Consider the following 26207-nt stretch of genomic DNA (forward strand, 5'->3'; position numbering starts at 1 on the left):
GAGAGACCGAAGTGGCCTGACGTCTGGGGACGTTCGTCTGTACACAACTGGGGAGCTAAGGCCGTACGCCGACACGGAGAGATCCGCCGGCGCGGCTCCATGGGCCCCGAACAGCGGCCCGAGCACCAGCGGCTCACAGCTGTCCGTGGCCGCGTTGGGGTCGCCGGTGACCCCGTACGCCGGGAAGCCGGACTTGAGGACCATCTGCGGCTTGGCACCGAAGAAGGGCGGGCGCCACAGCACGATGTCGGCGAGCTTGCCGACCTCGATCGAGCCCACCTCGTGGGCGAGCCCGTGGGCGATCGCCGGGTTGATGGTCAGCTTGGCCATGTAGCGCAGCACACGGGCGTTGTCGTCGCCCTCGACATCGCCGCCCTCCCCGTTATGGGGAAGAAGGGGCCCGAGCTCGGCCTTCATCTTCCCCGCCATGGCGAAGGTGCGGCGGATGGTCTCACCGGCGCGCCCCATGCCCTGGGCGTCGGAGGAGGTGATGCCGATAGCGCCCAGGTCGTGCAGCACGTCCTCGGCCCCCATGGTCCCGGCCCGGATCCGGTCGCGTGCCATGGCGTCGTCGCCGGGGAGATCCGTCTTGAGGGCATGAACGGAGACGATCATGCCGTAGTGCTCCGCGATGGCATCACGGCCGAACGGCAAGGTGGGGTTGGTGGAGGAGCCGATGACGTTCGGCACGCCCGCCATCTTCAGCACGTTGGGCACATGCCCGCCGCCGCAGCCCTCGATGTGGAAGGCGTGGATGGTCCGACCCTCCAGGACCCGCAGGGTGTCCTCCACCGACAGGCACTCGTTCAGGCCGTCCGAGTGCAGGGCGACCTGCACATCGTGCTCCTCGGCCACCCGCAGCGCGGTGTCCAGAGCCCGGGTGTGCGCGCCGAGGTCCTCGTGGACCTTGAAGCCGCAGGCACCGCCCTCGGCAAGCGCCTCGACCAGCGGCGCCTCGTGAGAGGAGGAGCCGCGGGCCAGGAAGCCGATGTTGACCGGCCAGGCGTCGAAGGCGTTGAACCCGTGCTTCAGCGCCCACGGGGAGTTCACGCCGACACCCCAGCTCGGCCCGATCTCCTGACCGATGATCGTGGTGACCCCTGAAGCGAGGGAGGCCTCCATGATCCGCGGGGAGAGCAGGTGGACGTGGGTGTCGATGGCTCCGGCGGTGGCGATCAGGCCCTCACCCGAGACGATGGTCGTGCCGGTGCCGACGACTACGTCCACCCCGTCAAGGGTGTCGGGGTTACCGGCCCGGCCGATGGCGTGGATCCGGCCCTCGCGGATGCCGATGGACACCTTGCGGATGCCCAGGACGGCGTCGATGACCAGGACGTTGCTGATGACGACGTCGCAGGTCTCCCGGACCGCGGCGGCCTTCAGGTGCAGGCCGTCGCGGGCGGTCTTGCCGAAGCCCGCCAGGAACTCGTCGCCGGGCTTCTGCGCGTCGGACTCCACCCGCACGACCAGACCGGAATCGCCCAGCCGCACCCGGTCCCCCACGCGCGGGCCGTGCACGGCCGCGTACTCGTGGGGATCCATGTGCCGGCTGCCGGGGGCGCAGTGGTCGCTGTGCTTCGTGGGCTTGCTCATCTCTGTGTTTCCTCTGCTCCCAGGTAGCCGCAGGCGGTGGCGCGGCGCAGGGCCTCTTCCTTGACGCCGGGGGCATCCAACGGCCCGTCGACCAGGCCGGCGAAGCCGATCGCGATGCGGTCGCCGCCCATCGGTACGAGCCCCACCTCGACCACCGCGCCGGGGTCGAAGCGGGTGGACGATCCGGCTGGAACGGCGAGCCGCATCCCGTAGGCGGCGGCCCGGTCGAAGTCCAGGCGCGGGTTGGATTCGAAGAAGTGGAAGTGCGACGTCACGCTCACCGGGACGGGGGCTGTGTTGCGGACCTCCAGGGTGATCACCGCTGCCAGATCGGGCACGGTGTCCGAGTGGGGAAGGACGGCACCGGGGGCATCGTCCTCCCGCTCCACGTCGCCGAACGGGGAGCTGATGACGGCCAGCCGGGTGCCGTCGTCGAACACCGCCTCGACATGGATCTCGGTCACGACATCGGCGACCCCGGGGAGCACGTCGTCCGGGCCGAGTACGCTGCGGCCGCGCTCGATGGCCTCGGCCAGACGCAGGCCGTCACGCGCCGCCTCGCACACTGTGTCGGCGATCAGCGCGGTCGCCTCCGGGACGTTGAGCCGAAGCCCGCGCCCCAGACGCGAGCGCGAGAGTTCCGCGGCCGTGAAGAGCAGCAGCCGGTCACGCTCAGTGGGAGTCAGAGGCATGCCGCCCCCTGGCTCACGGGCCTGTTCACAAGCATGGTGTCCCTTCTTTTTTCGGAGTGTCAGAGCCGCTCGGTGAGCCGGCCGTAGAGCTCGGGGCGGCGGGTCTGCATGAGGCCGAACTCCAGCCAGTCCCGGCGCTGGTCGAGGTCGAGGTCGGCGACGAGGACGGCGGGTCGGTCGCGGGGCGCGCGGAGCATGATGCGGCCGTAGGGGTCGGAGATGAAGGAGGACCCGTAGAAGGTGGAGCGGCCTTCGGTGCCGATGCGGTTGGGCACGACCATGAAGAGGGCGTTGGCGAGGCCGTTGGCGCTGATGGCGTGCTCCCACATGGGCCGGGTGTCGAAGTCCGCCGGGTCCAACTCGGAGCCGATGGCGGTGGGGTGGACGAGGATCTCGGCGCCGGCCAGGGAGTAGGCGCGGGCGAGCTCGGGGAACCACTCGTCCCAGCAGGTGGGGAAGCCGAAGCGGGCGCCCACGTGGGCGACGATGGGGAACCCGCTGTCGCCGGGGCGGAAGCACAGGTCCTCGCGGTAGCCGGGAAAGGCGGGGATGTGGTTCTTGCGGGTGCGTGCGATGAGCTCCCCGTCGGAGGCCACGCAGACGGCGGTGTTGTAGCCGAGGCCGCCGTCCTCCGCGCGCTCGTAGAGCGAGGCGTGCACGGTGATGTCGAGGCCGGTGGCCAGCTCGGCGGCGAGCTGGACGGTGGGACCGTGCTCGACGTCCTCGAGATAGCGGGCGGCACCGTCTGCCATCGGGTCGTCTGTGTTGCAGAAGTACGGGCTGCGGGTGAGCTCGGGGAGGCAGACCACCTTGGCGCCCTGGGCGGCGGCGAGGGCCACGCCCTCGCGCAGGCGGTCGTCGTGCTCGTTCTGGTCGGCGTACCAGCGCATCTGGACGAGGCCGACGCGCAGCAGGCCGCGCTCGGCGGGCTCCGTGCGGGCTGGGGAGCCGAGCGGGGAGCCGTAGGAGGTGAGGAGTTCGTACGAGGTCACGGGCGGGTCGCCTTCGGGAGATGGTGGGTGCTGCTCGGGCAAGGGTCGCGTCCGGCCTGTTCGGCTGCCGTGCGCCCCGTGGTGGTCCGGTCGTACGGCGTGCGCCTGGGGCGTGGATCGGACGGCTTACCCAAACTTACTGAAGTTTCAGTCAGGATGCCCGACGGTGAAATGCCCAGTCAAGGTGGGCCAGGGCGCGAGGCCGCAATGACACTTGCAGCGTGACAGTGCCTGGCGGTTGGTCTGGGTTGTCGCTCGGTCCGCCGCGACCGTCTGTCGGCCTCCCCAAGCGCATGGGGTTGCGTGCCGTCCGGCCGGTGATTGCAGGTCAGGTACACGGCGGGAAGGCCCGGGTCTCAGAGGTGAGACCCGGGCCATTGCTCAGCGGTTGGGCTCCTGCATCGTGACGCAGTGCGCGCCACCGCCCCCGTTGCCGTAGAGATTGTCGAGGTTGAGCTGGATCACGGGCCTGCCGTAGGCGGCAGCGATCGCCGCCTTGGCCGCCGCGTCCTTGGCGGTGTCGCCGAACTGCGTCGTGATCACCGCCCCGTTGGTCACCGTCCAGTTCATGTACGAGCTGAGGAAGTCCTGCCGCTTGCCCGGCGATATTCGCGGCAGAGTGTCGGGACCCTCGATGGTGAGGACCTGCAGCCGGCGTCCCCTGGCGTCGGTCGCGTTCACCAGGACGTCGTGCATGGCCTGGGCGTTCTCGGTCCAGACGTCCGGCCGCACGGCGCCGCCCAGCTGCACCATCACCACGCCGGGTCCGATGTAGCGCGCGGTGCCGTCGATGTGGCCGTCGGTGACGTCCTGCCCGGTGACGCCGGGCAGCCAGATCATCTTCGAGGCGCCGAACCGTGACAGCAGCTCCGCCTCGATCTGGCTGCGCGACTTGCCGGGATTGCGATTGGCGTTCACCCAGCAGCTCTCGGTCGCCATCAGAGTGCCGTCGCCGTCGTACTCCACGCCGCCGCCTTCGCCGACCACGGCCGACTTCGCGAACGGGACGCCCGTGTAGGCGGCGAGCTTCTGCGCGACCGCGCGGTCCTTGTCATAGGCGGAGGCGGGGATGCCGTAGAAACGCGTGGCGTTCTCACCCCAGGCGTTGAAGTTCAGGCCGAACGCGTCCAGGCCACCGGCCCCATCGACGCGGAACAGCGGGCCGGTGTCCCGCATCCAGCAGTCCGAGACGGGAACGGAGCTGATCACCGTGACGGTGGACCCGCACATACTCCTGGCCCTCGACGCGGCCGACGAGCCGTCCGCGCACATGACGACCGGCTCGTACCGGGCGATCTCCTTGGCGAGCTTGGCGATGTCAGCCTGGATCTTGGACAACAGACTGCCCCAGATCGTGGAGCTGGACGGCCAGGACATCCAGGTCCGCTTGTGCGGCGACTCCTCCCCGGGTACTCGCCAGGACGCGGCCATGGCCGGCTGGATGCCGCCGAGTACCGGCCCCGCCGCCAGCGCGGCCGCGGCCGCTCCGGTTCGGGCCAGGAGAGTTCTGCGGCTGATGCCCGGCCTGTCGCCGTCGTGGTCTGTCTTCACGTGGTGCTCCTTCTCACGGAGGTTCTGTACGTGCGGGCGCGGGTTGCTCAGTGGAGTGGTGCCAGCAGCCCCTCCTCCCGGACCATCCGGCGTTCGGTGGCCAGATCGAGACTTCGGGCGAAGGCCCAGTAGAGGCCGCCCGCCACCGGCAGGCCGACGAAGATCGAGCAGTCGACGCCGCCGAGGAACTCCGCGACCGGCCCGACGTAGAGGCCGGTGATGACCATGAACGGAGCCATGCAGGCCAGACCGATCCCGTACGCGAGATTTCCCCGCCAACCCCATTGGCCGTAGATGCCGTGCGGGTTGAAGATCTCCCTGACGACGTACTGGCCGCGCCGGACGAAGAAGAAGTCGACCAGGTTGATGGCCGTCCATGGGATGAACAGGTACGTCAGCACGACCACCACGTTGGCGAAGAACCAGTTGAAGCGATCGATTCCGACGAGGGTGGAGATCGCCCCGACGGCCACCAGCATGATCCCGATCGTCGCGACCCGGATGGTCCGCGTCGGCTTGACCGGCCGGAACGAGTCCATGATCGAGATCATGGTGAGGCTGCCGCCGTACTGGTTGATCGCCATGATGGAGAGCAGCCCGACCAGCAGTACAACGACCGCGACCGTGCCGAACCCGCCGAACAGCCGGTCGGCCGCCAGCTTCAGCGCGGTCACCGGGTCGGTGCCCTTGGGGGCACCGGCCGAGACCACGGCACCGAGGATGAACACCCAGATCCCGGAGATCGCACTGGGCAGGTAGGTCCACCAGAAGGTGCTGCGGACAGGGACGTCGGGCCTGAGGTAGCGCGAGTAGTCCGAGACGTACGGCGCCCAGCCCAGCTGGAAGCCGGCGACGAAGACGAACACGAGCATGAACGGGGCGAGTTCGAACGGGCCGGCGTCCCAGACGCCGTCCGGTAGTCCCCCGCCGAACAGGGCCGCCACTGTGATGGCAGCGGTGATCACGACGAAGGGCCAGGTGAGCCACCTGTTCAGCCGGTGGATCCACTCGTATCCGAACAGGGCGATCACGGTCGCGACCGCGGCGGCCAGCAGATAGCCGAGCTCGTTGGGGATCCCGGTGAGCGTGTTCATGGCTTGACCGGACAGCAAGGCATCGGATGTGTTGAAGCCCACGTAGTTGACCAAGGCGAACACCCACACGGTGAGTGCGGCACCCAGGTATCCGAACTGCGGTCGGGACTGCACCAGTTGGGGTAGGCCCAGCTGGGGGCCCTGAGCCGAGTGGAACGCCATGAAGAACGTACCGAAGAGTGAGCCGAGGACGGTGGCGACCACCGTCCAGACGAGCGAGGCCCCCATGGAGAGCGTCACGACGCCGGTCGCCAGGCCGGTGAGGTTGAGGCTGCCGACGAACCAGATGGCCCCGACGCTGGAGGGTTTGCCGTGCCGTTCCGAAAGAGGCACCCAATCGATCGAGTGCTGTTCGATGCCCGCAAGAGGTGCGGAATCATGCGACTGTGAGGCAACTGGCCCCATATGGCCTCCTGTAGACGGGTGTGTTCGCATGCCCATTCGGCCGCCCTGACCTTCAAAGCCGGTCAGGCTGCGCTCACCCTAGAGATTGACTCAAAATTCAGTCAATGCCTGTGTCAGGTGCGGTTCAGATGAGGCGGCGAAACAGAGCCCCCCTGGACAAGTTATTCCGAATGCTGACGGTATGTCCGGATCGCCGACTCCACGTCGGTGAAATGCGGCCGCTCAGGCTCGACAGAGAAGCGCTCGGGCCGGGCCGGCCGGGCCGGATACGGGTACTGCGCCAGGTCCACATACAGTCTGTTGACTGAAGAATCAGTCAATCTATGGCCGGGCTCACAGGGTGCACTGGCTTTGTCCATGAGAACGGACAGCGGATGTTCACCACTTCGGGAGGCGGCATCGCCCACCGAAGGATTCGAACGGCGCGTGAGTTTCAAGTCCGGAGCAATGCCAGTTCTGCAGAAGGCTCCGTGAGCGCTGTCCCCCCGGGAGGCTGTCAGTCCCCGTTCATAGGATCACGGCATGTCTGATGCCTTCACCGTCTTGTGGACCCATGACACGTGCCGTGCGCTGCGCAAGGCGGGCCGCGTGGGCGAGCGACCGCCGGTCGCCTTCAGCGGCGCTCACTCCTCCCTGCCCGCGTGGACGGCTGCTCGTGCTGGGGACGAGGTGTACGCGCTGCACGTTAACCGGCGCGAGGTGTTCGTGGTGAGTCAGATGCGAGTAATCGACGTGGAGCGACGCGACTGCTGTGGCACGGCCCCTGCAACCTGGGAGGACCCTGCGTATCCCGGGCACGGGGACTGGTCGATGCTCGGCGCCGGCGGCTGCGGCGCCGAGGCGGTGCACGTGGACGCGACGCCCGTACGCTTCGATGTGACCATCCCCGGTGAACTGCTTGCGCGGCTTACCTGGCGCAACCGCCGAGGCCAGACCCGCGGTCTGAAGTACGTGGTGGATGGCCGTCTCGAGAACTCGGTCAGCCTCCAGGGGTTCTACCGTCTGACCCGCGAGGCCGCTGACGAGTTGGCGGAAGCCGTCGGCAGCCCTGCCCCTTGACGCTGACGGACGAGCGAGGCATTAGGGCGCGTATCGAGTCATAATCAATTTGCGGGATGTGCCTTCGTGGCACGGTCCGGTCCGATAGACGGTCTTACGTGACGCGAGTGCAACTGACCGATCCGGATTGGGAGTTCATCGAGCCGTACCTGCCGATCGGCGAGTACGGCCCGTACCCCGAGCGACTGCGGCAGCAGTTCGAGGGCGTGATCTGGCGGTTCAAGACGGGCGGGCAGTGGCGGGAGATGCCGACGGAGTTCGGCGCCTGGTCGACCGTCCACAACCGCTTCCGGCAGTGGCGTGACGCCGGCGTCTTCGAGCCCCTGCTGGAGGGCCTGATCACGGAAGCCGCGAAGCGGGGTGAGGTGGACCTGTCCTGGTCAGCATCGACTCCACCACCGCCCGAGCCCACCACGACGCGGCCGGGATGCACCTCGACGAGGACGTCGTCACCGCCCTGGAGAAAGAGGACGTCGTCACCGCCCTGGAGAAAGCCGCGGCCGAGGAGGAGACGGCCAGGTCAAAGGGGGCGGCCTCGAAGAGCAAAACGCGCAAGAGACCGAAAGTGATCCCGCGCTGGAAGAACGACGACGCATCCGGCGTCGGCGGAAACTCCGGCTGAAGGCCGCCCTCCTCGGACGTTCCAGAGGCGGGCAGACCAGCAAGGTCCACCTCGCCGCCGACCGCAAGTGCCGCCCGCTGGCGTTCATCCTGACCACAGGCCAGGCAGCGGACAGCCCGCAGTTCATCCCCGTCCTGAAGAAGGTACGGGTACGCGGGCCCGTCGGCCGACCCCGCATCCGGCCGGACGCGATCGCCGGGGACAAGGCGTACTCGTCCCGCGGAAACCGCGCCCACCTGCGCAAACGCCGTATCAAGGCGGTCATCCCGGAGAAGAAGGACCAGGCCGCCAACCGGAAGAAGAAGGGCTCCAGAGGTGGCCGACCCGTCAGCCACGACGCCGATCTCTACAAGGAGCGGAACACCGTCGAACGCCTGATCAACAAGCTCAAATCATGGCGAGGCATCGCCACCCGATACGACAAGACTCCCGACAGCTACCTCGCCGGTCTCCACCTGCGCGCCTCGATGATCTGGATCAAGGACCTCACCAGGGCCACCCGATGATCACGACTCGATTTGCCCCTAGGTGACGCGCTGAGGTGCCGGACGCCAAGGGCGGGCAGGAGTTGAGTCAACGGTCAACCAGCCGTGGACGCGGGGCCTCACCCGTGGATTCCGCGTCGGTGTCGTCGGTGTCGTCGGTGCCGACCGGGCCGCGGGGAAGCATCCAGTCCAGCCACTTCGGCAGCCACCAGTTGGTCCGGCCGAGGAGTGTCATGGTCGCCGGTACCAGCACCATGCGTACGACCGTGGCGTCGATGAAGATCGCGGTGGCCAGGCCGAGCCCGAACATTTTGGTGGAGGGGTCCTCGGTGACGGCGAAGGACAGGAAGACCGCCACCATGATGAGGGCGGCCGAGGTGATGATCCGGGCGGTGCGCGAGACGCCCTCAACGATCGCCGTGCCGTTGTCGCCGGTGCGCAGGTACTCCTCGCGTACGCGGGAGAGGAGAAACACCTCGTAGTCCATCGACAGGCCGAACAGGATGGCGAAGAGGAACATCGGGATGAACGACACGATCGGAACCGTCGCTTCCAGCCCGATGAGTGCGCCTCCCCAGCCCCACTGGAAGACCGCGACCATGATGCCGTAGGCCGCGCCGATGCTCAGCAGGTTCAGCAGTACGGCCTTGAGCGGTACGAGTATCGAGCGGAAGACCAGCATCAGCAGCAGGAACGACATCGCCAGCACGGCGGCGACGAGCACCGGCAGGCGTTGGCTGGTGCGTTGGCCCACATCGGACAGGCTCGCGGTGGCGCCGCCGACGTGGGCCCTGGCCGGGCCGTGCCCGATCGCCGTGGGCAGCACGTCGGTGCGCAGCCGGGCGATGGTGTCGGCCGTGGCCTTGTCCTGAGGGCTGGTGGTCGGGAACACCACGAGGGTCGCGATGCCGGTGGCCCGATCGATGTGCGTCGGCACGACGGATGCGATGCCCGGATCCGCCGCGACCGTTGCGACGAGTCGGTCCAGCACTCCCGGATCACCGGCGGGGTCCGCGGCGATGACGAAGGGACCGTTGGTGCCCGGGCCGAACCCCTCGGCGACGAGGTCGTAGGCCCGGCGCTCGGTACGGCTGTGGGGCAGTGAGCCGTCGTCGGGCAGGCCGACGCGCAGGCCGAGCACGGGCAGCGTCGCGGTCAGCAGCAGCCCCGCCGCGCCGACCGCGTACGGCACCGGGTGCCGGCTGACGTGCCCGATCCAGCGACGCCACCCGGCGGCCTGGGCGGCGCCTGCCGCCGGGTCCCGCCGCCGTGCGAGTCGGCCCAGCTTCCTGGTCTGCAGAGCCCGGCCGATCCGGCCGGCCCGGGCCAGGCGCGGGCCCGCCGCGCCGAGGAAGGCCGGCAGCAGCGTCACCGACGCGACCACCATGGTCAGGACGACGATCGAGACGGCGAGCCCGCCCACCGTCATGAACGGTACGTTCGCGACCGCCAGGCCGAGGATCGATACGACGACGGTGCCGCCGGCGAAGACCACGGGCCGCCCCGCCGTTGCCACCGCTCGTCCGGCCGCCGCCTGCGGATCGAGCCCGCGCGCGAGGTACTCCCGGTGCCTGGCGAGCACGAACAGCGCGTAGTCGATGCCCACTCCGAGCCCGACCATGCTGCCCAGGACCGGTGCGAAGGTGGGGACCTCTGTCACCCCCGCCAGTACCGTCATCGTGGCGACCCCGACGGTCAGTCCGAAGACCGCCATGCCGATTGGCAGCGCGGCGGCGACGAGCGAACCGAACGCCAGGAACAGGATCGCGGCCGCGGCGAGGAGGCCGATCAGCTCGCTGGCGCCGCCGTTGGGGTCGGAGAAGGCGTAGAAGAGGTTCCCGCCCATCTCGATGCGCAGCGGCAGCTCAGCGCGCAGCCGGTCGCCGAGATCGACGAGGGCGTCGAGGTCTTTGGCCGACAGCCGGCTCTGGTCGGGGTACTGCACCCGGACGACGGCGATCCGCCCGTCGGCCGAGACGAGGCCGCCGCGCACGGCGGTTTCCCCGCCCGCGTCGAGCGCCCCCGCCGGGTCGCTCGTGCCGAGCACGTGCGGCAGCCGCTTCACCTCGGCCCGCAGCCGCGTAAGAGCGGTGCGCGCGCTGCCGTGGTCGAAGAACGTCGCACCGTCGTCGAGGGGGGTGACGACCACTTGGGCGGTCATCCCCTCCTGGCCGGTGCCTGCCCGCTCGATCAGTTCCGCGGCCCGTTGGGAGTCCAGCCCCGGAGCGGTCATCGAGTCCGCGGTCCGCCCGCCGAAGGCGACGGCGGCGAGGACGGCGAGCGTGGCGGCGATCAGCCATGCCGCGATCACCCGCCAGGGATGGCGGGCGGCGATTGCGCCCAGGCGCAACAGGGCTTTCGAGAGCATCGGGTCCTCCAACCACCTCGTCGGCCGTCCTTGTACGGCCGCCGATGCCGAGGCTCGTCGCCACGGCGCTCCGCGGCATCGGCCCGCGGGCCGCGGATCCGTCGGCCCCGGGGCGGAGTGACGACCCGTCCTTTCGGCCGATGCGCGGCACGCCGCGGTCCCTAGGCTGAGAACCGTGCTCCGAGACGACCTGCGAACCCTGTGGACCGAACCCCGGCCGCCCGACGCGCCCGCCCGGGTGCGGCGGGACTGGGCGCTGCTCGCCGCGGGCCTTGCCGGTGTGGCGCTGGAGGCCACCCTGCGCGAGAACGTCGTGTGGCGGCCGGTGGCGGTGGTGTTCGCCGTATGGCTGTGCCTGCTGCCCCTGTGGCGCCGGACCCGCCCGCTGGCGATGGTGACGCTGGCGTTCGGCTCGGTGATCCTGCTTCCGGTGGCCTCGCTCGTCGCCGCACCGCGCGAGCCCGTCGGCCTGTACACCGGCGCGGTCGTGCTCGTGCTGGTGTACGCGCTGCCCCGGTGGGGATCGGGACGCGAGATCGTGCTGGGCGGCGCGGTGATCCTCGCGGCCGGCGCGCTGTGTGTCGTCACGGACGAGACCCCGGTCGTCGAAAAGGTCGTGGGCTTCGTCTTCCTGCTGCTGCCCGGCGTGGTCGGGGCTGCCGTGCGGTTCCGGGTGACCGCTCGCGAGCGGCAGTTGGAGCAGGTGCGCTCCCGCCAGCGCGAGCAGCTCGCCCGGGAACTGCACGACACGGTGGCCCACCACGTGTCGGCCATGGTGATCATCGCCCAGGCGGGCCGGGTGCTCGCGGGCACCGACCCGTCCGCCGCCGTCGAGGCGCTGGAGGGGGTCGAGGAGGAAGGGGCGCGCACGCTGGAGGAAATGCGCGCCATGGTCGCCGCGCTGCGCGACCGCGGGGTCGGCGCCGAGCTGGCGCCCCCTGCCGGAGTCGCGGATCTGGAGCGCCTGGTGCGCACCCCGGGTGGTCGCCTCAGGGTCGACCTGGGGCTCGACGGCGAACTGGACGCGCTGCCCCCGGCCGTGGACGCGGCCGTCTACCGGATCGTGCAGGAGTCGGTGACCAACGCGCTGCGCCATGCGGTCGACGCGACCGAGCTCGTCGTCCGGGTCGCCGCGGAACGGCACACGGTACGGGTGAGCGTGCGCGACAACGGCCGGCGCACCGGCCGGGGTCGCGACGGATACGGACTTACCGGACTGCGCGAGCGCGCGACCCTGCTCGGCGGCACACTACGAGCCGGCCCGGGTACCGACCGGGGCTGGCATGTCGAAGCCGAACTGCCGAGAGCGAGGAGCGAGAGCGGTGTCCATTCGCGTCCTCGTCGCTGACGACCAGACGATCATCCGCACCGGGTTGCGGATCATGCTGAACGCCCAGCCCGGCATCGAGGTGGTCGGCGAGGCCGCCGACGGGCGGGAAGCGGTACGTCTGGCCCGCGAACTACGCCCCGACGTCTGCCTGTTCGACATCCGCATGCCCGTACTCGACGGGCTCGAGGCCACCCGGCTGGTCGCCGGCCCGGGCGTCGCCGACCCGCTGGCCGTGGTCGTCATCACCACGTTCGACCTCGACGAGTACGTCTACGGCTCACTGCGTGCCGGCGCCCGCGGATTCCTCCTCAAGGACACGGGACCGGACCTTCTGGCGCAGGCCGTACGGTCGGCGTCCGACGGTGAGGCGCTCATCGCGCCCAGCGTCACCGTCCGTCTGCTCCAGGCATTCGCGGACCTGCCCGCCGGCTGGCCCGTGGCCCAGCCGGTCTCCCCCGTCACCGCCCGCGAGGAGCAGGTGCTCCTCGCCGTCGCTCGCGGGCTGACCAACACCGAGATCGCCGATGCACTGCACATCAGCCTCAGCACGGTGAAGACGCATCTGGCCAGCCTGATGGCCAAACTCGGCGCCCGCAACCGGGTCGAGATCGCGATGTGGGCCTACGAAACGCGCCGTATCCTCCCCGGAACCTGAGCCGGGTGCCGGGCCATGTCCCATGAGTTCCCCGCCCGGACATCAGTGCACCGGTCGGCTCACGTCGGCTCCACGTGCCTCACCCGCCCCAGAGCGTGACGTACCAGGAGGCCGGAACTGGGACGGTGAGACACCCGATACGACAAGACTCCCGACAGCTACCTCGCCAGTCCCCACCTGCACGCCTCGATGATCTGGATCAAAGACCTCACCAGGACCACCCGATGATCACGACTCGATACGCGCCCTAGCACCCGGCACGCGTCGCGCCCCTGTGCCGTGTCCTTGTCACTGATTCCTAATGCCGTTTGTCAAGCCGCGAGGGCGGTGGGAGGCACGGACTCGTAGCAGCGTCCGTCGCGTAAGAGGGCCCAGAGGACGTTGACGCGGCGGCGGGCGAGAGCGAGGACGGCTTGTGTGTGGCGCTTACCCTCGGCTCGTTTGCGGTCGTAGAACCGGCGGGACTCGTCGCACCTTCGGATGCTGAACAGCGCGGAGGTGTAGAACACGCGCTGGAGCCGTCGGTTGTATCGCTGGGGGGCGTCGGAGGTTGCCGCTGATCTTGCCGGAGTCGCGCGGGACCGGTGCGACGCCGCCGAAGCCGGCGAGGCGGTCGGGGGTGCCGAAGACGGTCATGTCGCCGCCGGTGGAGGCCAGGAACTCGGCGCCGAGGATGATGCCCAGTCCGGGCATGCTGGTGATCACGTCGAAGTGGCGGTGGTTGCGAAACCGGGCCTCGATGAGCTTGTCGAGCTCGGCGACCTGCTGGTTGAGGGCCAGCACCTCCTTCGCCAGGGTGTGCACCATCTGCGCGGTCAGCTTCTCCCCGGGCAGGCTGGTGTGCTGGCGTTCGGCGGCCTGGATGGCTGTCTCGGCGAGCTGGTCGGCGTTGCGGACGCTGCGGTTGCGGAGCCAGGTCTCCAGGCGCTTGGCGCCGAGGCGACGCAGTGCGGCCGGGGTCTGGTAGCTGGTCAGCAGGGTGAGCGGGCCGGTGTTGGTGAGGTCCAGGGCCCGCTCCAGGCAGGGGAAGATGCCGGTCAGCTGGGCCCGGAGCCGGTTGACGGTGCGGGTGCGGTCGGCGACGAGGTCCATGCGGCGGCCGGTGAGGATCTTGAGGTCGATGACCGTCTCGTCGCCGGCGCGTAAGGGGTGCAGGTCGCGGCGGATGCGGACCTGGTCGGCGATGACGGCGGCGTCCTTGGCGTCGGTCTTGCCCTCGCCGCGGTAGCTTTCGGAGGCTCGGTGGATGGCCCGGCCGGAGATGTAGTGGACCTGCTGGTCGTGGTTGAGGAGGATGCCGATGGCCAGGGCGGCGCCACCGTCGGCCAGGTCGATTCCCCAGCTCACCTCGTCGCCCAGGGCCAGGACGTCGGTGAGGAGTTCGAGAAGTTCGGGCTCGTCGTTGGCGACTTGCCGGGACAGCAGCCGACGGCCGCTCTCTTCGATCGCGACGCAGTGGTGGTGGGTCTTGCCTGCGTCGATGCCGGCCCAGATCGCGGCCATGTGGTGCCTCCGTGCGGTGGGGTGTGCTGGTGCCTCCCGACGGACGACCTCGCTGTCGATTCCCTACGGAGCGATCATTCGCAATTCCTCATTGGCAGCCGAGTCGTCGTGGGGCGTCGGGCGGCCAATCAATGGAAGCCACAAGCGGCAGAACCTTGAGAACCACACCCGACGCCCCTGGGTGGGAGAACCATACGAAGGGCTCGCCCGGTCCCGCAGACAACGTAGGGAACCTTGAGCGCGTGCCGTCGGAGTTTGAGTGGTCTAGGTCGCACTTGAGCCGGGACACGCTACTCGGAACCCGGCCACGCAACCCGGCGCCAGCGAGGTCGCTTGGCGTCGCGGGGATGAGTTCCGACGGGTGTCAGCAAGCGGTCCCACCAAGCAGAAAGTGCGAGGTAACGGCGGCCGGACGGTGCCAACTATCGCGACCCTCCACAGCACTCGCAGCCCTGGACGTGAGCAATGCCAAGCCGCCACACACAGCTCGGGGTTAGGCAGCGGCAGAGCGGAGATCCGGACGCTTCCGATCTTCGTGACACTCCGCCAGGTGGTTTTTGCCACCGGATCGGATGATCTTCCACGACTGGATTTCGCTGTGATCAACCGACTGCGTAGCGTGATCACCGGGTGGGGTCACGGGACCCCCGGAAGGAAGACGCATCCATGCCGAAGACACCAATCTGTATCGACATCACGTCCGCGAAGAACAGCGCGTGGGTCCGCTGGCTGCCCAACGCACTGCCCGGCGCCGGTTACATCACGCTGCAGAACTCCGGCGGCAAGGACATCAAGGTCACCAAGATCAAAAGTCCGGACTACCAGAGCGTCACGATCTACGAGACCGTCACCGACAGCGAGAGCTCCAAGATGGTCAAGCGCGAGGGCTTCACTGTCCCCTCCAAGGGTGCGTTCTCACTGATCCCGGGCAGCTACCTCCTCATGTTCGAAAAGCCGACCCACCTGATCACCCCAGGCGACAATGCCCGCGCCATCTTCTTCCTGGATACCGGCACGGGCAAGGAGATGGTCTTCAAGGTCCGGATGCCGGTCCGCACCTCGCCCGAGCTGTACTGATCCCACCGACGCCACCAGGAGACCGGACATGGCCACGTACCACCTCGACCTCGGCGACAACCAGGCCGAAGCGCTCGACTCCGTCACCAAGCTCACCCTCGTCGGCGCCGAACTCGACATCGACGCCTTCCTCACCTCCAACCCCAAGGCACCCGTACCCCTGTGGGGAGACGTGGTCCTCACCCGCGGCGACACCCGCCACCCGGCCACCACCACCTGGGTCGAAGACGTCGAGAACACCAACACCCACCAAGACGTCATCCTCATCGCTGGTGACCCCAGTTCCCCCACCTCCCGGCGTGTCCGTCTTACCGACGCCTGGGCCAGCGCCAGCTACCACCTGGACGAGGACGACGACCCCGACGCCTTCGTCATCAGCTTCGCCGACATCACCGTCGAGAAGTAACAGCACGGGTCCCCCTGAAGATCCTCAGCTCAGGGGACATAAACCGCCCCGGGGCGGCGCCACCACCACGCTCCGCCCGTCGTCCAGCCGCCCCGGGCCATCGCACCTTGTGAGCCAGGCCACTCAAACTTGGATGGCACACGCTCAAGAATCGATGGCATGGGACATGCTGCGGTAGTTGTGGAAAATCGAACAGGGGCGGGCTGCGATGCCTCCCGAAGTGGTGAACATCTGCTGTCCGTTCTCATGGACATAGCCAGACGCTCGTAGCGGGGGTGCGGCCACCACGCGCAGCGGCGGGCCATCACAAGGTGACCCGCCGCTGCGGGCACGCTCAGCGCGTCGGACGGTAGGTCGCGATGATCACTCCGCTGCTGGTCGGCCGGGCGTTCACCAACTGCAGCTTCTTCAGGGGGGCGTCGTCGGCGAACAGCTTCTTGCGGCCCTCGCCGGCGACCACCGGGTGGATCAGCAGTACCAGTTCGTCCAGCAGGTCCTGCTCCAGCAGCGAGCGCACCAGCGTCGGGCTGCCCGCGACGGTGATGTTCTTGCCCTCGCCCGCCTTCAGTTCCTCGATCGCGCCCGCCAGATCACCGCTGATGAGCGTGCTGTTCGCCCAGTCCTCGACGCTGTCCAGCGTGGAGGAAACGACGTACTTGGGCGAGTCGTTGATCCACTTGGCGAAGCCGGCGTCCTCGCCGTCGGTGACCGTCGGCCAGTACCCGGCCCACTCGGTGAAGGTCACCCGGCCCAGCAGAATCGTGTCGGCCGTCTCCAGCGTCTCCCCCAGCGCCGCGCCCATCTCCTCGTCGAAAGCGAACTGCCACTCGTCCGGCGACTGGGCGACACCGTCGAGCGAGACGAACAGACTCGAAATGACCTTGCGCATGATTCCTCCGTGATGAGTTCGGGGTCGTCTGCCCGGTCCCGGCCGGGACGGTTCTCCGGCCGGGGCGAGCCGACCCCATCGGCTACGTCAGGAAGACTATGCGGGCACCGAGGATGAGGTCTTGTACAGAAGCGACAGCGGCTCCGCCCCGTCCGGAGCGCTCAGCTGAGTGGCGGTCCGGCCGATGTACCGGGTCAAGGACCGCGCCAGGTGCGGCTGGTCGAAATAGCCCAGCCGGTGCACGACGTCCTGCGCCCGCGCCCCCTCCTGGATCAGTACCGCCGCCTCACGGGCGCGGTGGATCTGCCGTATGGCGCCCCGGGTGAGGCCCGTCGCCGCAACGAAACGCCTCTGAAGGGTGCGTTCGGAGACATCGGAGGTGGCGCCGTTGAGTACCGCGGGCACGATCGGGTCGCAGTCCACGATGCCCTCACGCACCATGCGCCGTACGAACACCTCCGCGTTGTCGTACCCGGGCACGTGCCAGGCGGAGCCCTTCAGCCACACGGACCGCCGCGTCACGTCCGGTATCTCCGCGCTGCCGCCCACGAGCCGGCTGATCGGGACATGTGGCATCGAGGTACCCAGGGCAAAGCTGATGCCGAAGAACGTGGCGTCCTCGGGGACGGGGGCCAGGCAGGCGTTGGCCTCCGGGCCCAGTACGGCCGCCTGCACCTGACCGTGGTGCTCCCAGAAGACGAGTTCCCAGTGCGATGTCGCGATCGACGTCATCCGGCCCACGTCGTCGCTGCGGCTGCGCCACACCCGCTCGATGTACGGCAGCTCCGACGGCCGACTCTCGATCTCCAGACCCAACCGGATCATCCCCCGTTCACCGCTGCCTGAGCCGCCAGTGTGTCACCTCGTCCGGACGGCGGGAGCGCGTGCGAGATGCGTGGGGAGGATCGGCGCGGCTCGGTCTGAACGCGAGCGGCGGCCCGATGCCCGCAGGGGGCGTGTGGAAGCCCAGCCACATCGGGCCCAGCATCGTTCACCACCAGACCCCTCATCAGATCGACGCGACGCCCTTCTCCGCCACGGCGTCGACCGCGACAACATCCACGTCGAAGTCGCCAGTGGCGCGAAGGCATCGCGCCCGAAACTGGACCTCGCCATGAAGCTGCTACGCAAGGGCGACTCGCTGAAGGTCGGCCACCACTGGCCCTGCCGCGCCGTATGGGCTGGGCCGCCCCCGGCCGGCGCCGCTTCGGTCCGGGCCACTCGGCTCTCGGCCGGCCCTCACCCGACGGCAGCCGGGCATGAGTTCACCAGATCTGATGCATCATCAGGTCAGTTGTCCCGGACTATTGACTCCGCTGACGGTGGTCGCGATTCTCAACTCACCAGTAACTTGAATGGACATGTCAATCAAGGTGAGTGATGACCATGGTTCGGCCTCCGCGCCGCAGACTCAGATCTCTCACGGTGGTGTCACTGCTCCTCACCGTGATGGCCCTGTTACTCGGTCCGATGCCCAGCTCCGCGGCGGAGCCCGGCTGGTGGACCCCGGCCGCGCGGCCCACACCCGACTCCCAGATCAACGTCACCGGCGAGCCCTTCACAGGCACCGACGCCCAGGGGCGCGTAAGGGGCTTCGTCGACGCCCACGACCACATCATGTCCAACGAGGGCTTCGGCGGCCGGCTGATCTGCGGCAAGCCGTTCTCGGAGCAGGGCGTCGCTGACGCGCTGAAGGACTGCCCCGAGCACTACCCCGACGGCACGCTCGCCATCTTCGACTTCATCACCAAGGGCGGCGACGGCAAGCACGACCCCAACGGCTGGCCGACGTTCAAGGACTGGCCCGCCCACGACTCGCTGACCCACCAGCAGAACTACTACGCCTGGATCGAGCGGGCATGGCGCGGCGGCCAGCGGGTGCTGGTCAACGACCTGGTCACCAACGGCGTGATCTGCTCGGTCTACTTCTTCAAGGATCGCGGCTGCGACGAGATGACCGCCATCCGTCTCGAGGCGCGGAAGTCGTACGACATGCAGGCCTTCATCGACAAGATGTACGGCGGCCCGGGCAAGGGCTGGTTCCGCATCGTCACCGACAGCGCGCAGGCCCGCGAGGTCATCGAGCAGGGCAAGCTGGCCGTCGTCCTGGGCGTCGAGACCTCGGAGCCGTTCGGCTGCAAGCAGATCCTGGACATCGCGCAGTGCTCCAAGGAGGACATCGACCGCGGCCTGGACGAGCTGCACCAGCTGGGCGTGCGCAGCATGTTCCTCTGCCACAAGTTCGACAACGCCCTGTGCGGGGTGCGTTTCGACTCCGGCGCCCTAGGTACGGCCATCAACGTGGGCCAGTTCCTGTCGACCGGCACCTTCTGGAAGACGGAGACCTGCCGCGGCCCGCAGCACGACAACCCCATCGGGAACGCGGTGGCGGCGGAGGCGGAAAAGCAGCTGCCGGCCGGGGTGGCCGTCCCCTCGTACGCCTCGGACGCGCAGTGCAATACCCGCGGGCTGACCGACCTGGGTGAGTACGCGGTGCGCGGCATGATGAAGCGCAAGATGATGCTGGAGATCGACCACATGAGCGTCAAGGCCGCGGGTCAGGCCTTCGACATCCTCGAATCCGAGTCGTACCCGGGCATCATCTCCTCGCACAGCTGGATGGACCTGGGCTGGACCGAGCGGCTCTACAAGCTCGGCGGGTTCATCGGCCAGTACATGAGCGGCGCCGAGGCGTTCAGCGCGGAGGCCAAGCGCACGGACGCGCTGCGCGAGAAGTACGGGGTCGGCTACGGCTACGGCACCGACATGAACGGTGTCGGCGGCTGGCCGGGTCCCCGGGGCGGGGACACCCCGAACCCCGTGAAGTACCCCTTCCGCAGCACGGACGGCGGCTCGTTGATCGACAAGCAGACCACCGGCCAGCGCACGTGGGACTTCAACACCAACGGCGCCGCGCACTACGGCATGGTCCCGGACTGGATCGAGGACATCCGGATCGTCGGCGGCCAAGAGGTCGTCGACGACCTCTTCGCGGGCGCCGAGTCCTACCTCCGCACCTGGGGGAACTCCGAGAAGCACAAGTCCGGGGTGAACCTGGCCTCGGGCGCGGCCGCCTCGGCGTCCACGTCGGAGTGGTGGAACCCGTTCGTCAGCTTCACGCCCGGCCGGGCCGTGGACGGCGACAAGGGCACCCGCTGGGCCAGCGAGTGGAACAACCACCAGTGGCTGCGGATCGACCTCGGATCCGCCAACCTGGTCAAGCGCGTCACCCTCGACTGGGAGCGCGCGTACGGGAAGTCGTACCGCATCGAGCTGTCGGCCGACGGCACGAACTGGCAGACGGCATGGTCCACGACCGCTGGTGACGGCGGCCTGGACACGGCGCGGTTCGCCGGAACTCCGGCGCGCTACGTACGGATCCAGGGGCTGGAGCGCGGCACCCAGTGGGGCTACTCACTCCACGAGGTCGGCGTCTACAGCGACTGACCGCACCGCACCGGTGGGGCGGTGTCCAGGGCCGGGGCCGACCGGATCAGCTCCACTGATCCGGCCGGCCCCGGCTGGCTTCCCGGCGCGCCACGCGGAGCGAGTTGTCCTGCCGGCTCGCGGCAGCGACGCCGAGAGGCCCTAGCGGCTCAGCCGCTCGAGCTCGGCGTCGATGGCGCCGGACATCAGGGTCCGGGCGTGGGAAATCTGCAGCGTGCCGCTGAGCCAGCGCATGCTCAGGCCCTCCAGGAGGGCGGTGAGCCGCTCGGCGGCTGCCGCGAGGGCAGCGGCCGGGGCCATCGGCCGAACCCGGCCCAGCAGGGCTGCTACCTCCTGGACCCAGACCAGGGTGGCTCTCGCCAGGTCCTCACGCAGGACTTCGTCGAAGACGGCGCTGGCCCGCAGCTCTCCCCAGGCGCTGCTGTTCTCCCTGACCTCAGGTGTGTCCTGGAGTTCCAGCAGCAGCGTCTGATCCAGGTCCTCTCGCGGGCTGAGCGGTTCGGCGTCCGGACTGCGGTGGGTCGTGTAGCGCTCGGCGCGGTCGTTGATGAACTCCAGCGTCTGGCGCAGGATCCCGGTGCGGTCCTTGAAGTGGTAGTAGATGAGCGCGGTGGACACGCCCGCCTCGGCGGCCAGCTCCTCCACGCGCAGGCCACGGACCCCGCGCCGGGCGATCACCCGGGCGGCAGCTTCGAGGATCTGAGTGCTGCGAGACGCCATGGCCCGAACCTTACCGGGCCCTCCCCCACCGTGGAATCACGGCCCTGACCAGCGGCATGGGGGGCCGGGGTCGAACCCCGGAGCAGGCCCCTACCGCCGCAGGCGGGCCTGCCGGTGTCCGCGTCAGCCGGAGTCGCCGGGTCAGGCTGCCGGCGGAACGACCGGCTGCGACTGCGTGGCGCAGTGGATGCCGCCGCCACCACTGGCGATGTTGTCGATGCGGACCTGGACGATGTCGTGGCCGGGGTACTTGGCCTGCAGGATCCTGTAGGCGATGCCGTCGGCGTAGCTGTCGCCGAACTGGGGCATCAGCACCGCACCGTTCACGGTGTAGTAGTTGGTGTAGCTGGACAGGAAGTCCGTGCCCCTTCCCCGGATGTAGCGCCGGTCGGGTCCGGGAAGCTCGGTGATGGTCAGTCGGCGTCCCTGGGCGTCGGTGGCGCTCTGCAGTGCCTTCTTGGTCTCGTTGTAGACCGCGACCCACTTGCTGCTCGTGCCGGGTCCGGGCTTGTCGAGGATGACCTGCCCGGGCGCGACGAACCTCGCGAGGCAGTCGATGTGGCAGTCGGTGATGTCCTGTCCGGCCAGGCCCGGGACCCAGATGACCTTGTCCATGCCGAGGGCCGACTTCAGTGCCTGCTCCACCTGGTCCTGGGTCATCCCCGGGTTGCGGTTGCTGTTCACCAGCGAGCTGACCGTGGCGAGCAAGGTGCCCTGGCCGTCCGTCTCCAGCGACCCGCCCTCGCCCACGAACGAAGCCTGGATCCGGTCGACTCCGTACCGGGTGAGGAGGGTCGCGGCCGCCGCGGCGTCTTTGGAGAAGGGCTGGTAGTAGGGAGTGCCGGTCTTGCCCCAGCCGTTGAAGTTGGTGTCCACACCGGCGATGGCGCCGGGGGCGACCACGAAGGTGGGGCCGAAGTCCCGTATCCACAGGTCATCGTTGGCGATCTCGACGACGTCGATGCCGTAATAGGCCCCGGCTCCGCAGACGTAGCGGGCATCGGCGGCCTGCCCAGGTCGGGCCAGCATCACGACCGGCTCGTAGCGGGAGATCACGTCGGCGACCCGTCCGATGTCGTCCTGGACCGCTCCGAGCTGGGTGGACCAGATCGACGACAGCGCCGGCCAGGCCATGAAGGTGCGTACGTGGCGGTCGGTCTCCGCGGGCATCCGCAGCGTGGCGCCCGACGGGCTGGTGGCGGCGCCGGCAACGGCAGGCAAGGCCGACCCGAGGGCCGCGAGCGGCAGAGCTACCGCGCCGAGCTGGAGCAGTCGGCGTCGGGACGTCATGGGCGTGTCCATGGGGACTCCTCGTAAGGAACGGGAGGCGGGTGTTCCGCACATACTCACGTGGACTGAAAATTCAGTCAATACTCTCGGCCTAGAATGTCCATCCCACCCCACCGCGAACTCGGGAAGTGCCCGCACAAGCGAGCGTCAGGAGGTCATTGCATCGCCTTTGAACAGGGGATATGACGTTGCGCTCACGCCAGAGGACGCACTGAAGTTCTCATCAATCATCTCCACGGGAACACAGGCGGCGACAGCCGCATCGGCATTCTTGCGCTCACGGTCGTCCTCCCGCCTTCGGGGGACACCTACCGGCTCCTGCGATAGTGATCGATTGCCGCGGTGACGGGCCCGCCATCGGCTTCTGCTGCGATCAGCCAGACAATGGCGATGTCCTGCCCGTCGGAGCTACGTACGCAGAAGGGACGCTCGTCGGCCAGGTCGGCGAAGGCGAGAGCGGTGACCGGCTGTGTGTCGATACCCCGAACGCAGTCGGCAGGACTGAGCTCGTCCCCGGCGGCGACGAAGGCGTCACTGTCCTCGGGAAGGACGAACTCCTTCTGGCTGCGCGCCAGATACCAGGTGGCCGTATCCGCGGGAACGACCTTCCCCTCCTTCAGATCGAACTCGTAGGTGGTATCGGGGGAGGTCAGCTCGACGCTCTTGTTGCCAGGTACATAGGTGGCCGGGGGGGACGGTGTGGCGGAGGCGCCGCCCGGAGCCTTGGCCGAGTCCTTCGCCTGTGGCGGGGAGTCAAGGTAGTAGAAGGCGGCTCCTGCCAGCACGAGGGCCGCGGCCAGGGCCGTCATGGGCAGGCGGCGCTTGCCCGTGCGTGGGCGACGCGAGGAAGAAGCGATCCGGGCGTCGGTCCTGGGGTGCGGATGGGGAACGGCCGGGGCCGCGAGGGTGGGTTGCGCGTGGACCGGCGCCGGCCGGCCGGCGTGTCCCGCCACCTCGCTGCTGACCTGCTGGGGCAGCCAGCCCTCGGAGAACTCCGGACGGGGTCCCACCAGGGGATGAGCGTGAACGGCCGCGATCAGATCGGCCGTCGTGGGGCGGTCCTCCGGCCGCTTGGCCAGACACCACGCCAGCAGATCCCGCAGGTCGTGCGGTACTTGGCCGAGGTCGGGATGCTCATGCACCACCCGGTACAACGCCGATGATGCCGGCCCCGGCCCGAAGGGGGCTTCGCCGCCGGCCACGTACGCGATGAGCGCGCCGAGAGCGAAGACATCGGTGGCCGGCGACACCGGCAGGCCCATCGCCTGCTCAGGAGCCATGAACGCTGCGGTACCGATCTGCAGGCCCGTCCCGGTCAGCGCGACGGCGTCGGCCGCACGTGCGATACCGAAATCGATCACGCGGGGGCCGTCTTCGGCGATCAGCACATTGGCGGGCTTGAGGTCGCGGTGGACGACGCCGGCACGGTGGATCGCCTGGAGCGCCTCGGCGATGCCGGCCACGAGGAGCAGAACCGTGCGCACCGGGAGCGGACCGTGGCGCTGGACCACCTGCTGCAGGGAGGGACCGGGGACGTAGGCGGTGGCAAGCCACGGGGTCGGAGCGTCCACACCGGAGGCGACCACCTGAGCGGTGAACAGGCCATGGATGCGCTGGGCGCTGGCCACTTCCTGGGCGAAGCGCTGGCGGAACTCGGGGTCTCCCGCGAACTCCTCCCGTACCGCCTTCAGCGCGATCGGACGACCGCCGGGGGTGTAGGCCAGGTACACCACACCCATGCCACCAGAGCCCAGCCGGGCGTGGAGGCGGTAACCGCCGATCTCGCGAGGGTCGTCGGCCGACAGGGCCGCGTGAGCGGGCTGCACACCAGGAAGCTGAGCGGACATACGGTGGCTCTTTCGGCGATATGGACTGACCTGACTCGCGCATGGTGCCTCTAACTAAAGATTCAGTCAATGTGAGACACTGGTTGGTGCAGACCACTAGGAGAGGATCACGTGGCGACGGACCGCCGAAAGGCAATCTTGGAAGGCGCCGCCCGAGTCATAGCCCGGCGGGGAGTCCGCGGGCTGCGGGTGGAGGAGTTGGCGGGCGAAGCCGGGGTGTCCACTGCGCTGATCTACTACCACTTCAAGGACCGGGCCGGCATCCTGCACCACACCCTGGAGTTCATCAGCGACCGGGCCGAGCGGTACACGTCCGACGGGAACGGCGCCGCCGGACCGTACGACGCCCGGCAGGAGCTGGAGCAGTCCCTCCTCCTGGAATTCCAGGACCTTCCCGAAGTCCGCGAGAACAGCACGGCGTGGGGCGAGCTGCGAGCCAGCGCGATCTTCGACCCCGAGCTGCGCGAAGACCTGGCCAGAGCCAGCCTGAACTGGATTCACGATGTCGCGGACCTCCTGGGCGGGATCCGGCCGACAGCTCCCGCACCAGCTCTCACGGCGTCCGCCGAGCGGCTGACCGCCCTCCTGGAGGGACTCAGCACGCGCTGGCTGAGCGGCACCCTGCCCCTGACTCACGCGCGCGAGCTGATGCGGGAAGCGGTCTCCGTGGAGATCGAGCGACTGGGCCGCTGACACCGGGCGGCGGGTACACAGCGCCCGGCAGCCGGCTCCGCGGACGGCACGCGATCCACAATTGACTAAATTTTCAGTCAATGCCAGAGTGGCGGCACGAAGGTCGCACCCACCCACGCAGCACAGCGTTTCGCAATCAGGGCGCGCACCCTGGTCATAACGGGTCTCGAGCTGCGCAATCTGCACTCCTGGCCTCCCAGGATGCTTTCGCCGCTGGATCGCTGTCCTGCGCACTCACGATCGGAGCCCCCCATGTCCGACCTCCGCCCCTCCCGTCGCACAGCGCTGCGTATGCTCGCCGGACTCGGCGTGCTCACCCTCGGCGCCTCCGCGTGCGGCCCCACCGAAAGCGGCCCGTCAGGTGCGGCACCGACCACCGGCCCGGCCACGGAAGCGAAGCCGGGCCTCCGACTGGGAGCCGAGTGGGAGAGCCACGCCCGCACCTTCATGTCGTGGCCCGCACTGGAATCGGTCTGGGGGGAGGACCTCCCCTACGTGCGGCAGGACATCGCGCGCATCGCACGGGCCATCGCCGAGTACGAGTACGTCGTGATGATGGCCAGGCCGGACCAGCAGGCCGCAGCCCAGAAGGCGTGCGGTTCGGATGTCGAGGTCATCCCCCTGGCCGTCGACGACCTGTGGGCCCGTGACACCGTCCCCGTGTTCGTCGAGGAGGACGGGGAAGTCGTCGGCGTCGATGTCAATTTCAACGGCTGGGGCAACAAGCAGGTTCACACGAACGATGCCCAGGTCGGCCGGAACCTGCTGTCGAAGTACAAGATCCCCCGCGTCCAGGCACCGCTCGTCGCCGAGGGCGGCTCCTTCGAGACGGACGGCGAGGGGACTCTCCTGATCACTGAGAGCTCGATCGTCAACGACAACCGCAACCGGGGCAAGAGCCGCGACGCGATCGAGGCCGAGCTGAAGCAGCTCCTGGGCATGGAGAAGGTGATCTGGCTGAAGGGGGTGCGCGGCGAGGACATCACCGACGCGCACGTCGACAGCCTCGTACGGTTCACCGAACCCGGAGTGATCCTTCTGGACCGGGCGTTCCCGGGAACCCCCGCCGACTCCTGGTCGCGCTCGTCCGATCAGGCGATGTCCGTACTGAGCGAGGCGACCGACGCGCAAGGCCGCAGCTTCGAGGTCATCGACCTTCCCCAGCCCGACCCCGACCGGATCTCCGGTTACAGCGACGACTTCCTGTCCACCTACGCCAACTTCTACATCGCCAACGACTCGGTGTTCATGCCCAAGTTCGGGGACAGGAAGGCCGACGACCGCGCTCGGGGGATCCTTCAGGAGCACTTCCCCAAGCGGGACATCGTGCCGGTCAGCATCGACACCATCGCCACCGGCGGCGGCGGTATCCACTGCGCCACCCACGACCAGCCCGGCGAGCCGGTCGAGTAGCCACGAACCGAGGAGCCGTCGTGTCCAGGACCCCACGCCACAGGCCGATCCGGAGCAGACTGCTCCCGACGGGGCT

General features: G+C 68.8%; 19 protein-coding genes and 2 pseudogenes. 9 read left to right on the top strand and 12 right to left on the bottom strand.

Annotation, left to right across the window (positions count from 1 at the left end; genetic code table 11):
- The 5 genes from ACWV17_RS01555 to ACWV17_RS01575 all read right to left on the bottom strand — a co-directional run.
- Positions 1-1593: urease subunit alpha (locus ACWV17_RS01555; protein WP_455358150.1), on the bottom strand; the 1593-nt coding region annotated here is incomplete at its 3' end.
- Positions 1590-2285: an urease subunit gamma gene (gene ureA, locus ACWV17_RS01560; protein WP_455357065.1), complete on the bottom strand. Its 696-nt coding sequence runs from the start codon at positions 2283-2285 to the stop codon at positions 1590-1592. The genes ACWV17_RS01555 and ureA, both read right to left, overlap by 4 nt.
- A gap of 59 nt (positions 2286-2344) precedes the next feature.
- A complete protein-coding gene (locus ACWV17_RS01565; RefSeq protein ID WP_455358151.1) occupies positions 2345-3277 on the bottom strand; it encodes a nitrilase-related carbon-nitrogen hydrolase in 933 nt (310 codons plus the stop codon).
- A gap of 381 nt (positions 3278-3658) precedes the next feature.
- Positions 3659-4828 carry an agmatine deiminase family protein gene (locus ACWV17_RS01570; protein ID WP_455357063.1) on the bottom strand — a complete coding sequence of 390 codons (1170 nt, stop codon included), beginning with the start codon at positions 4826-4828 and terminating at the stop codon, positions 3659-3661.
- A gap of 47 nt (positions 4829-4875) precedes the next feature.
- Positions 4876-6255 carry a purine-cytosine permease family protein gene (locus ACWV17_RS01575; protein ID WP_455358152.1) on the bottom strand — a complete coding sequence of 460 codons (1380 nt, stop codon included), beginning with the start codon at positions 6253-6255 and terminating at the stop codon, positions 4876-4878.
- 594 nt (positions 6256-6849) lie between these two features.
- On the opposite strand from ACWV17_RS01575, the gene ACWV17_RS01580 reads away from it, so the two are divergent.
- Both ACWV17_RS01580 and ACWV17_RS01585 read left to right on the top strand, forming a co-directional pair.
- A complete protein-coding gene (locus ACWV17_RS01580; protein WP_455358153.1) occupies positions 6850-7386 on the top strand; it encodes a hypothetical protein in 537 nt (178 codons plus the stop codon).
- 98 nt (positions 7387-7484) lie between these two features.
- Positions 7485-8514 (top strand): annotated as a pseudogene (locus ACWV17_RS01585) (IS5 family transposase).
- 67 nt (positions 8515-8581) lie between these two features.
- On the opposite strand, the gene ACWV17_RS01590 reads toward ACWV17_RS01585, so the two are convergent.
- A complete protein-coding gene (locus ACWV17_RS01590; RefSeq protein WP_455358154.1) occupies positions 8582-10861 on the bottom strand; it encodes an MMPL family transporter in 2280 nt (759 codons plus the stop codon).
- A 175-nt stretch (positions 10862-11036) separates the two neighbouring features.
- Here ACWV17_RS01590 and ACWV17_RS01595 point away from each other — a divergent pair, with 175 nt between their 5' ends.
- Both ACWV17_RS01595 and ACWV17_RS01600 read left to right on the top strand, forming a co-directional pair.
- The gene (locus ACWV17_RS01595) at positions 11037-12209 is read left to right on the top strand and encodes a sensor histidine kinase (RefSeq protein WP_455358155.1); all 1173 of its coding nucleotides are present in this window, start codon (positions 11037-11039) and stop codon (positions 12207-12209) included.
- The gene (locus tag ACWV17_RS01600) at positions 12184-12846 is read left to right on the top strand and encodes a response regulator (protein ID WP_455358156.1); all 663 of its coding nucleotides are present in this window, start codon (positions 12184-12186) and stop codon (positions 12844-12846) included. Before ACWV17_RS01595 ends, ACWV17_RS01600 begins: the two co-directional genes overlap by 26 nt.
- Positions 12847-13157: 311 nt before the next feature.
- Here ACWV17_RS01600 and ACWV17_RS01605 read toward each other — a convergent pair.
- A pseudogene (locus ACWV17_RS01605) lies at positions 13158-14349 on the bottom strand (IS110 family transposase).
- Between the two features lie 666 nt (positions 14350-15015).
- Here ACWV17_RS01605 and ACWV17_RS01610 point away from each other — a divergent pair.
- On the top strand, positions 15016-15426 hold the full coding sequence (locus tag ACWV17_RS01610) for a copper chaperone PCu(A)C (protein WP_455358157.1): 411 nt from the start codon (positions 15016-15018) through the stop codon (positions 15424-15426).
- A 28-nt stretch (positions 15427-15454) separates the two neighbouring features.
- Complete coding sequence (locus ACWV17_RS01615; RefSeq protein WP_455358158.1) at positions 15455-15832, top strand: hypothetical protein; 378 nt, start codon at positions 15455-15457, stop codon at positions 15830-15832.
- 334 nt (positions 15833-16166) lie between these two features.
- Here the strand turns inward: ACWV17_RS01615 and ACWV17_RS01620 are convergent, their stop codons facing one another.
- Together ACWV17_RS01620 and ACWV17_RS01625 are read right to left on the bottom strand one after the other, a co-directional pair.
- Complete coding sequence (locus tag ACWV17_RS01620) at positions 16167-16721, bottom strand: dihydrofolate reductase family protein (RefSeq protein WP_455358159.1); 555 nt, start codon at positions 16719-16721, stop codon at positions 16167-16169.
- A 96-nt stretch (positions 16722-16817) separates the two neighbouring features.
- Positions 16818-17546 (bottom strand): helix-turn-helix domain-containing protein, encoded by a 729-nt coding sequence (locus ACWV17_RS01625; RefSeq protein ID WP_455358160.1) that lies wholly within the window; start codon positions 17544-17546, stop codon positions 16818-16820.
- A 555-nt stretch (positions 17547-18101) separates the two neighbouring features.
- On the opposite strand from ACWV17_RS01625, the gene ACWV17_RS01630 reads away from it, so the two are divergent.
- The gene (locus ACWV17_RS01630) at positions 18102-20168 is read left to right on the top strand and encodes a galactose-binding domain-containing protein (protein ID WP_455358161.1); all 2067 of its coding nucleotides are present in this window, start codon (positions 18102-18104) and stop codon (positions 20166-20168) included.
- A gap of 141 nt (positions 20169-20309) precedes the next feature.
- Here the strand turns inward: ACWV17_RS01630 and ACWV17_RS01635 are convergent, their stop codons facing one another.
- The 3 genes from ACWV17_RS01635 to ACWV17_RS01645 all read right to left on the bottom strand — a co-directional run bounded on the left by ACWV17_RS01635 (position 20310) and on the right by ACWV17_RS01645 (position 24025).
- Positions 20310-20888, bottom strand: coding sequence for a TetR/AcrR family transcriptional regulator (locus tag ACWV17_RS01635; RefSeq protein WP_455358162.1), 579 nt, complete (start codon positions 20886-20888; stop codon positions 20310-20312).
- A gap of 141 nt (positions 20889-21029) precedes the next feature.
- On the bottom strand, positions 21030-22190 hold the full coding sequence (locus tag ACWV17_RS01640; RefSeq protein ID WP_455358163.1) for an agmatine deiminase family protein: 1161 nt from the start codon (positions 22188-22190) through the stop codon (positions 21030-21032).
- A 296-nt stretch (positions 22191-22486) separates the two neighbouring features.
- On the bottom strand, positions 22487-24025 hold the full coding sequence (locus ACWV17_RS01645) for a serine/threonine-protein kinase (protein ID WP_455358164.1): 1539 nt from the start codon (positions 24023-24025) through the stop codon (positions 22487-22489).
- A 111-nt stretch (positions 24026-24136) separates the two neighbouring features.
- Here ACWV17_RS01645 and ACWV17_RS01650 point away from each other — a divergent pair, with 111 nt between their 5' ends.
- Entirely contained in the window at positions 24137-24718 is a 582-nt protein-coding gene (locus tag ACWV17_RS01650; protein ID WP_455352261.1) for a TetR/AcrR family transcriptional regulator, read from the top strand.
- Between the two features lie 252 nt (positions 24719-24970).
- Positions 24971-26131: an agmatine deiminase family protein gene (locus tag ACWV17_RS01655; RefSeq protein ID WP_455358165.1), complete on the top strand. Its 1161-nt coding sequence runs from the start codon at positions 24971-24973 to the stop codon at positions 26129-26131.
- Positions 26132-26207 lie beyond the last annotated feature (76 nt).

The organism is Streptomyces mabaensis (assembly GCF_053763515.1).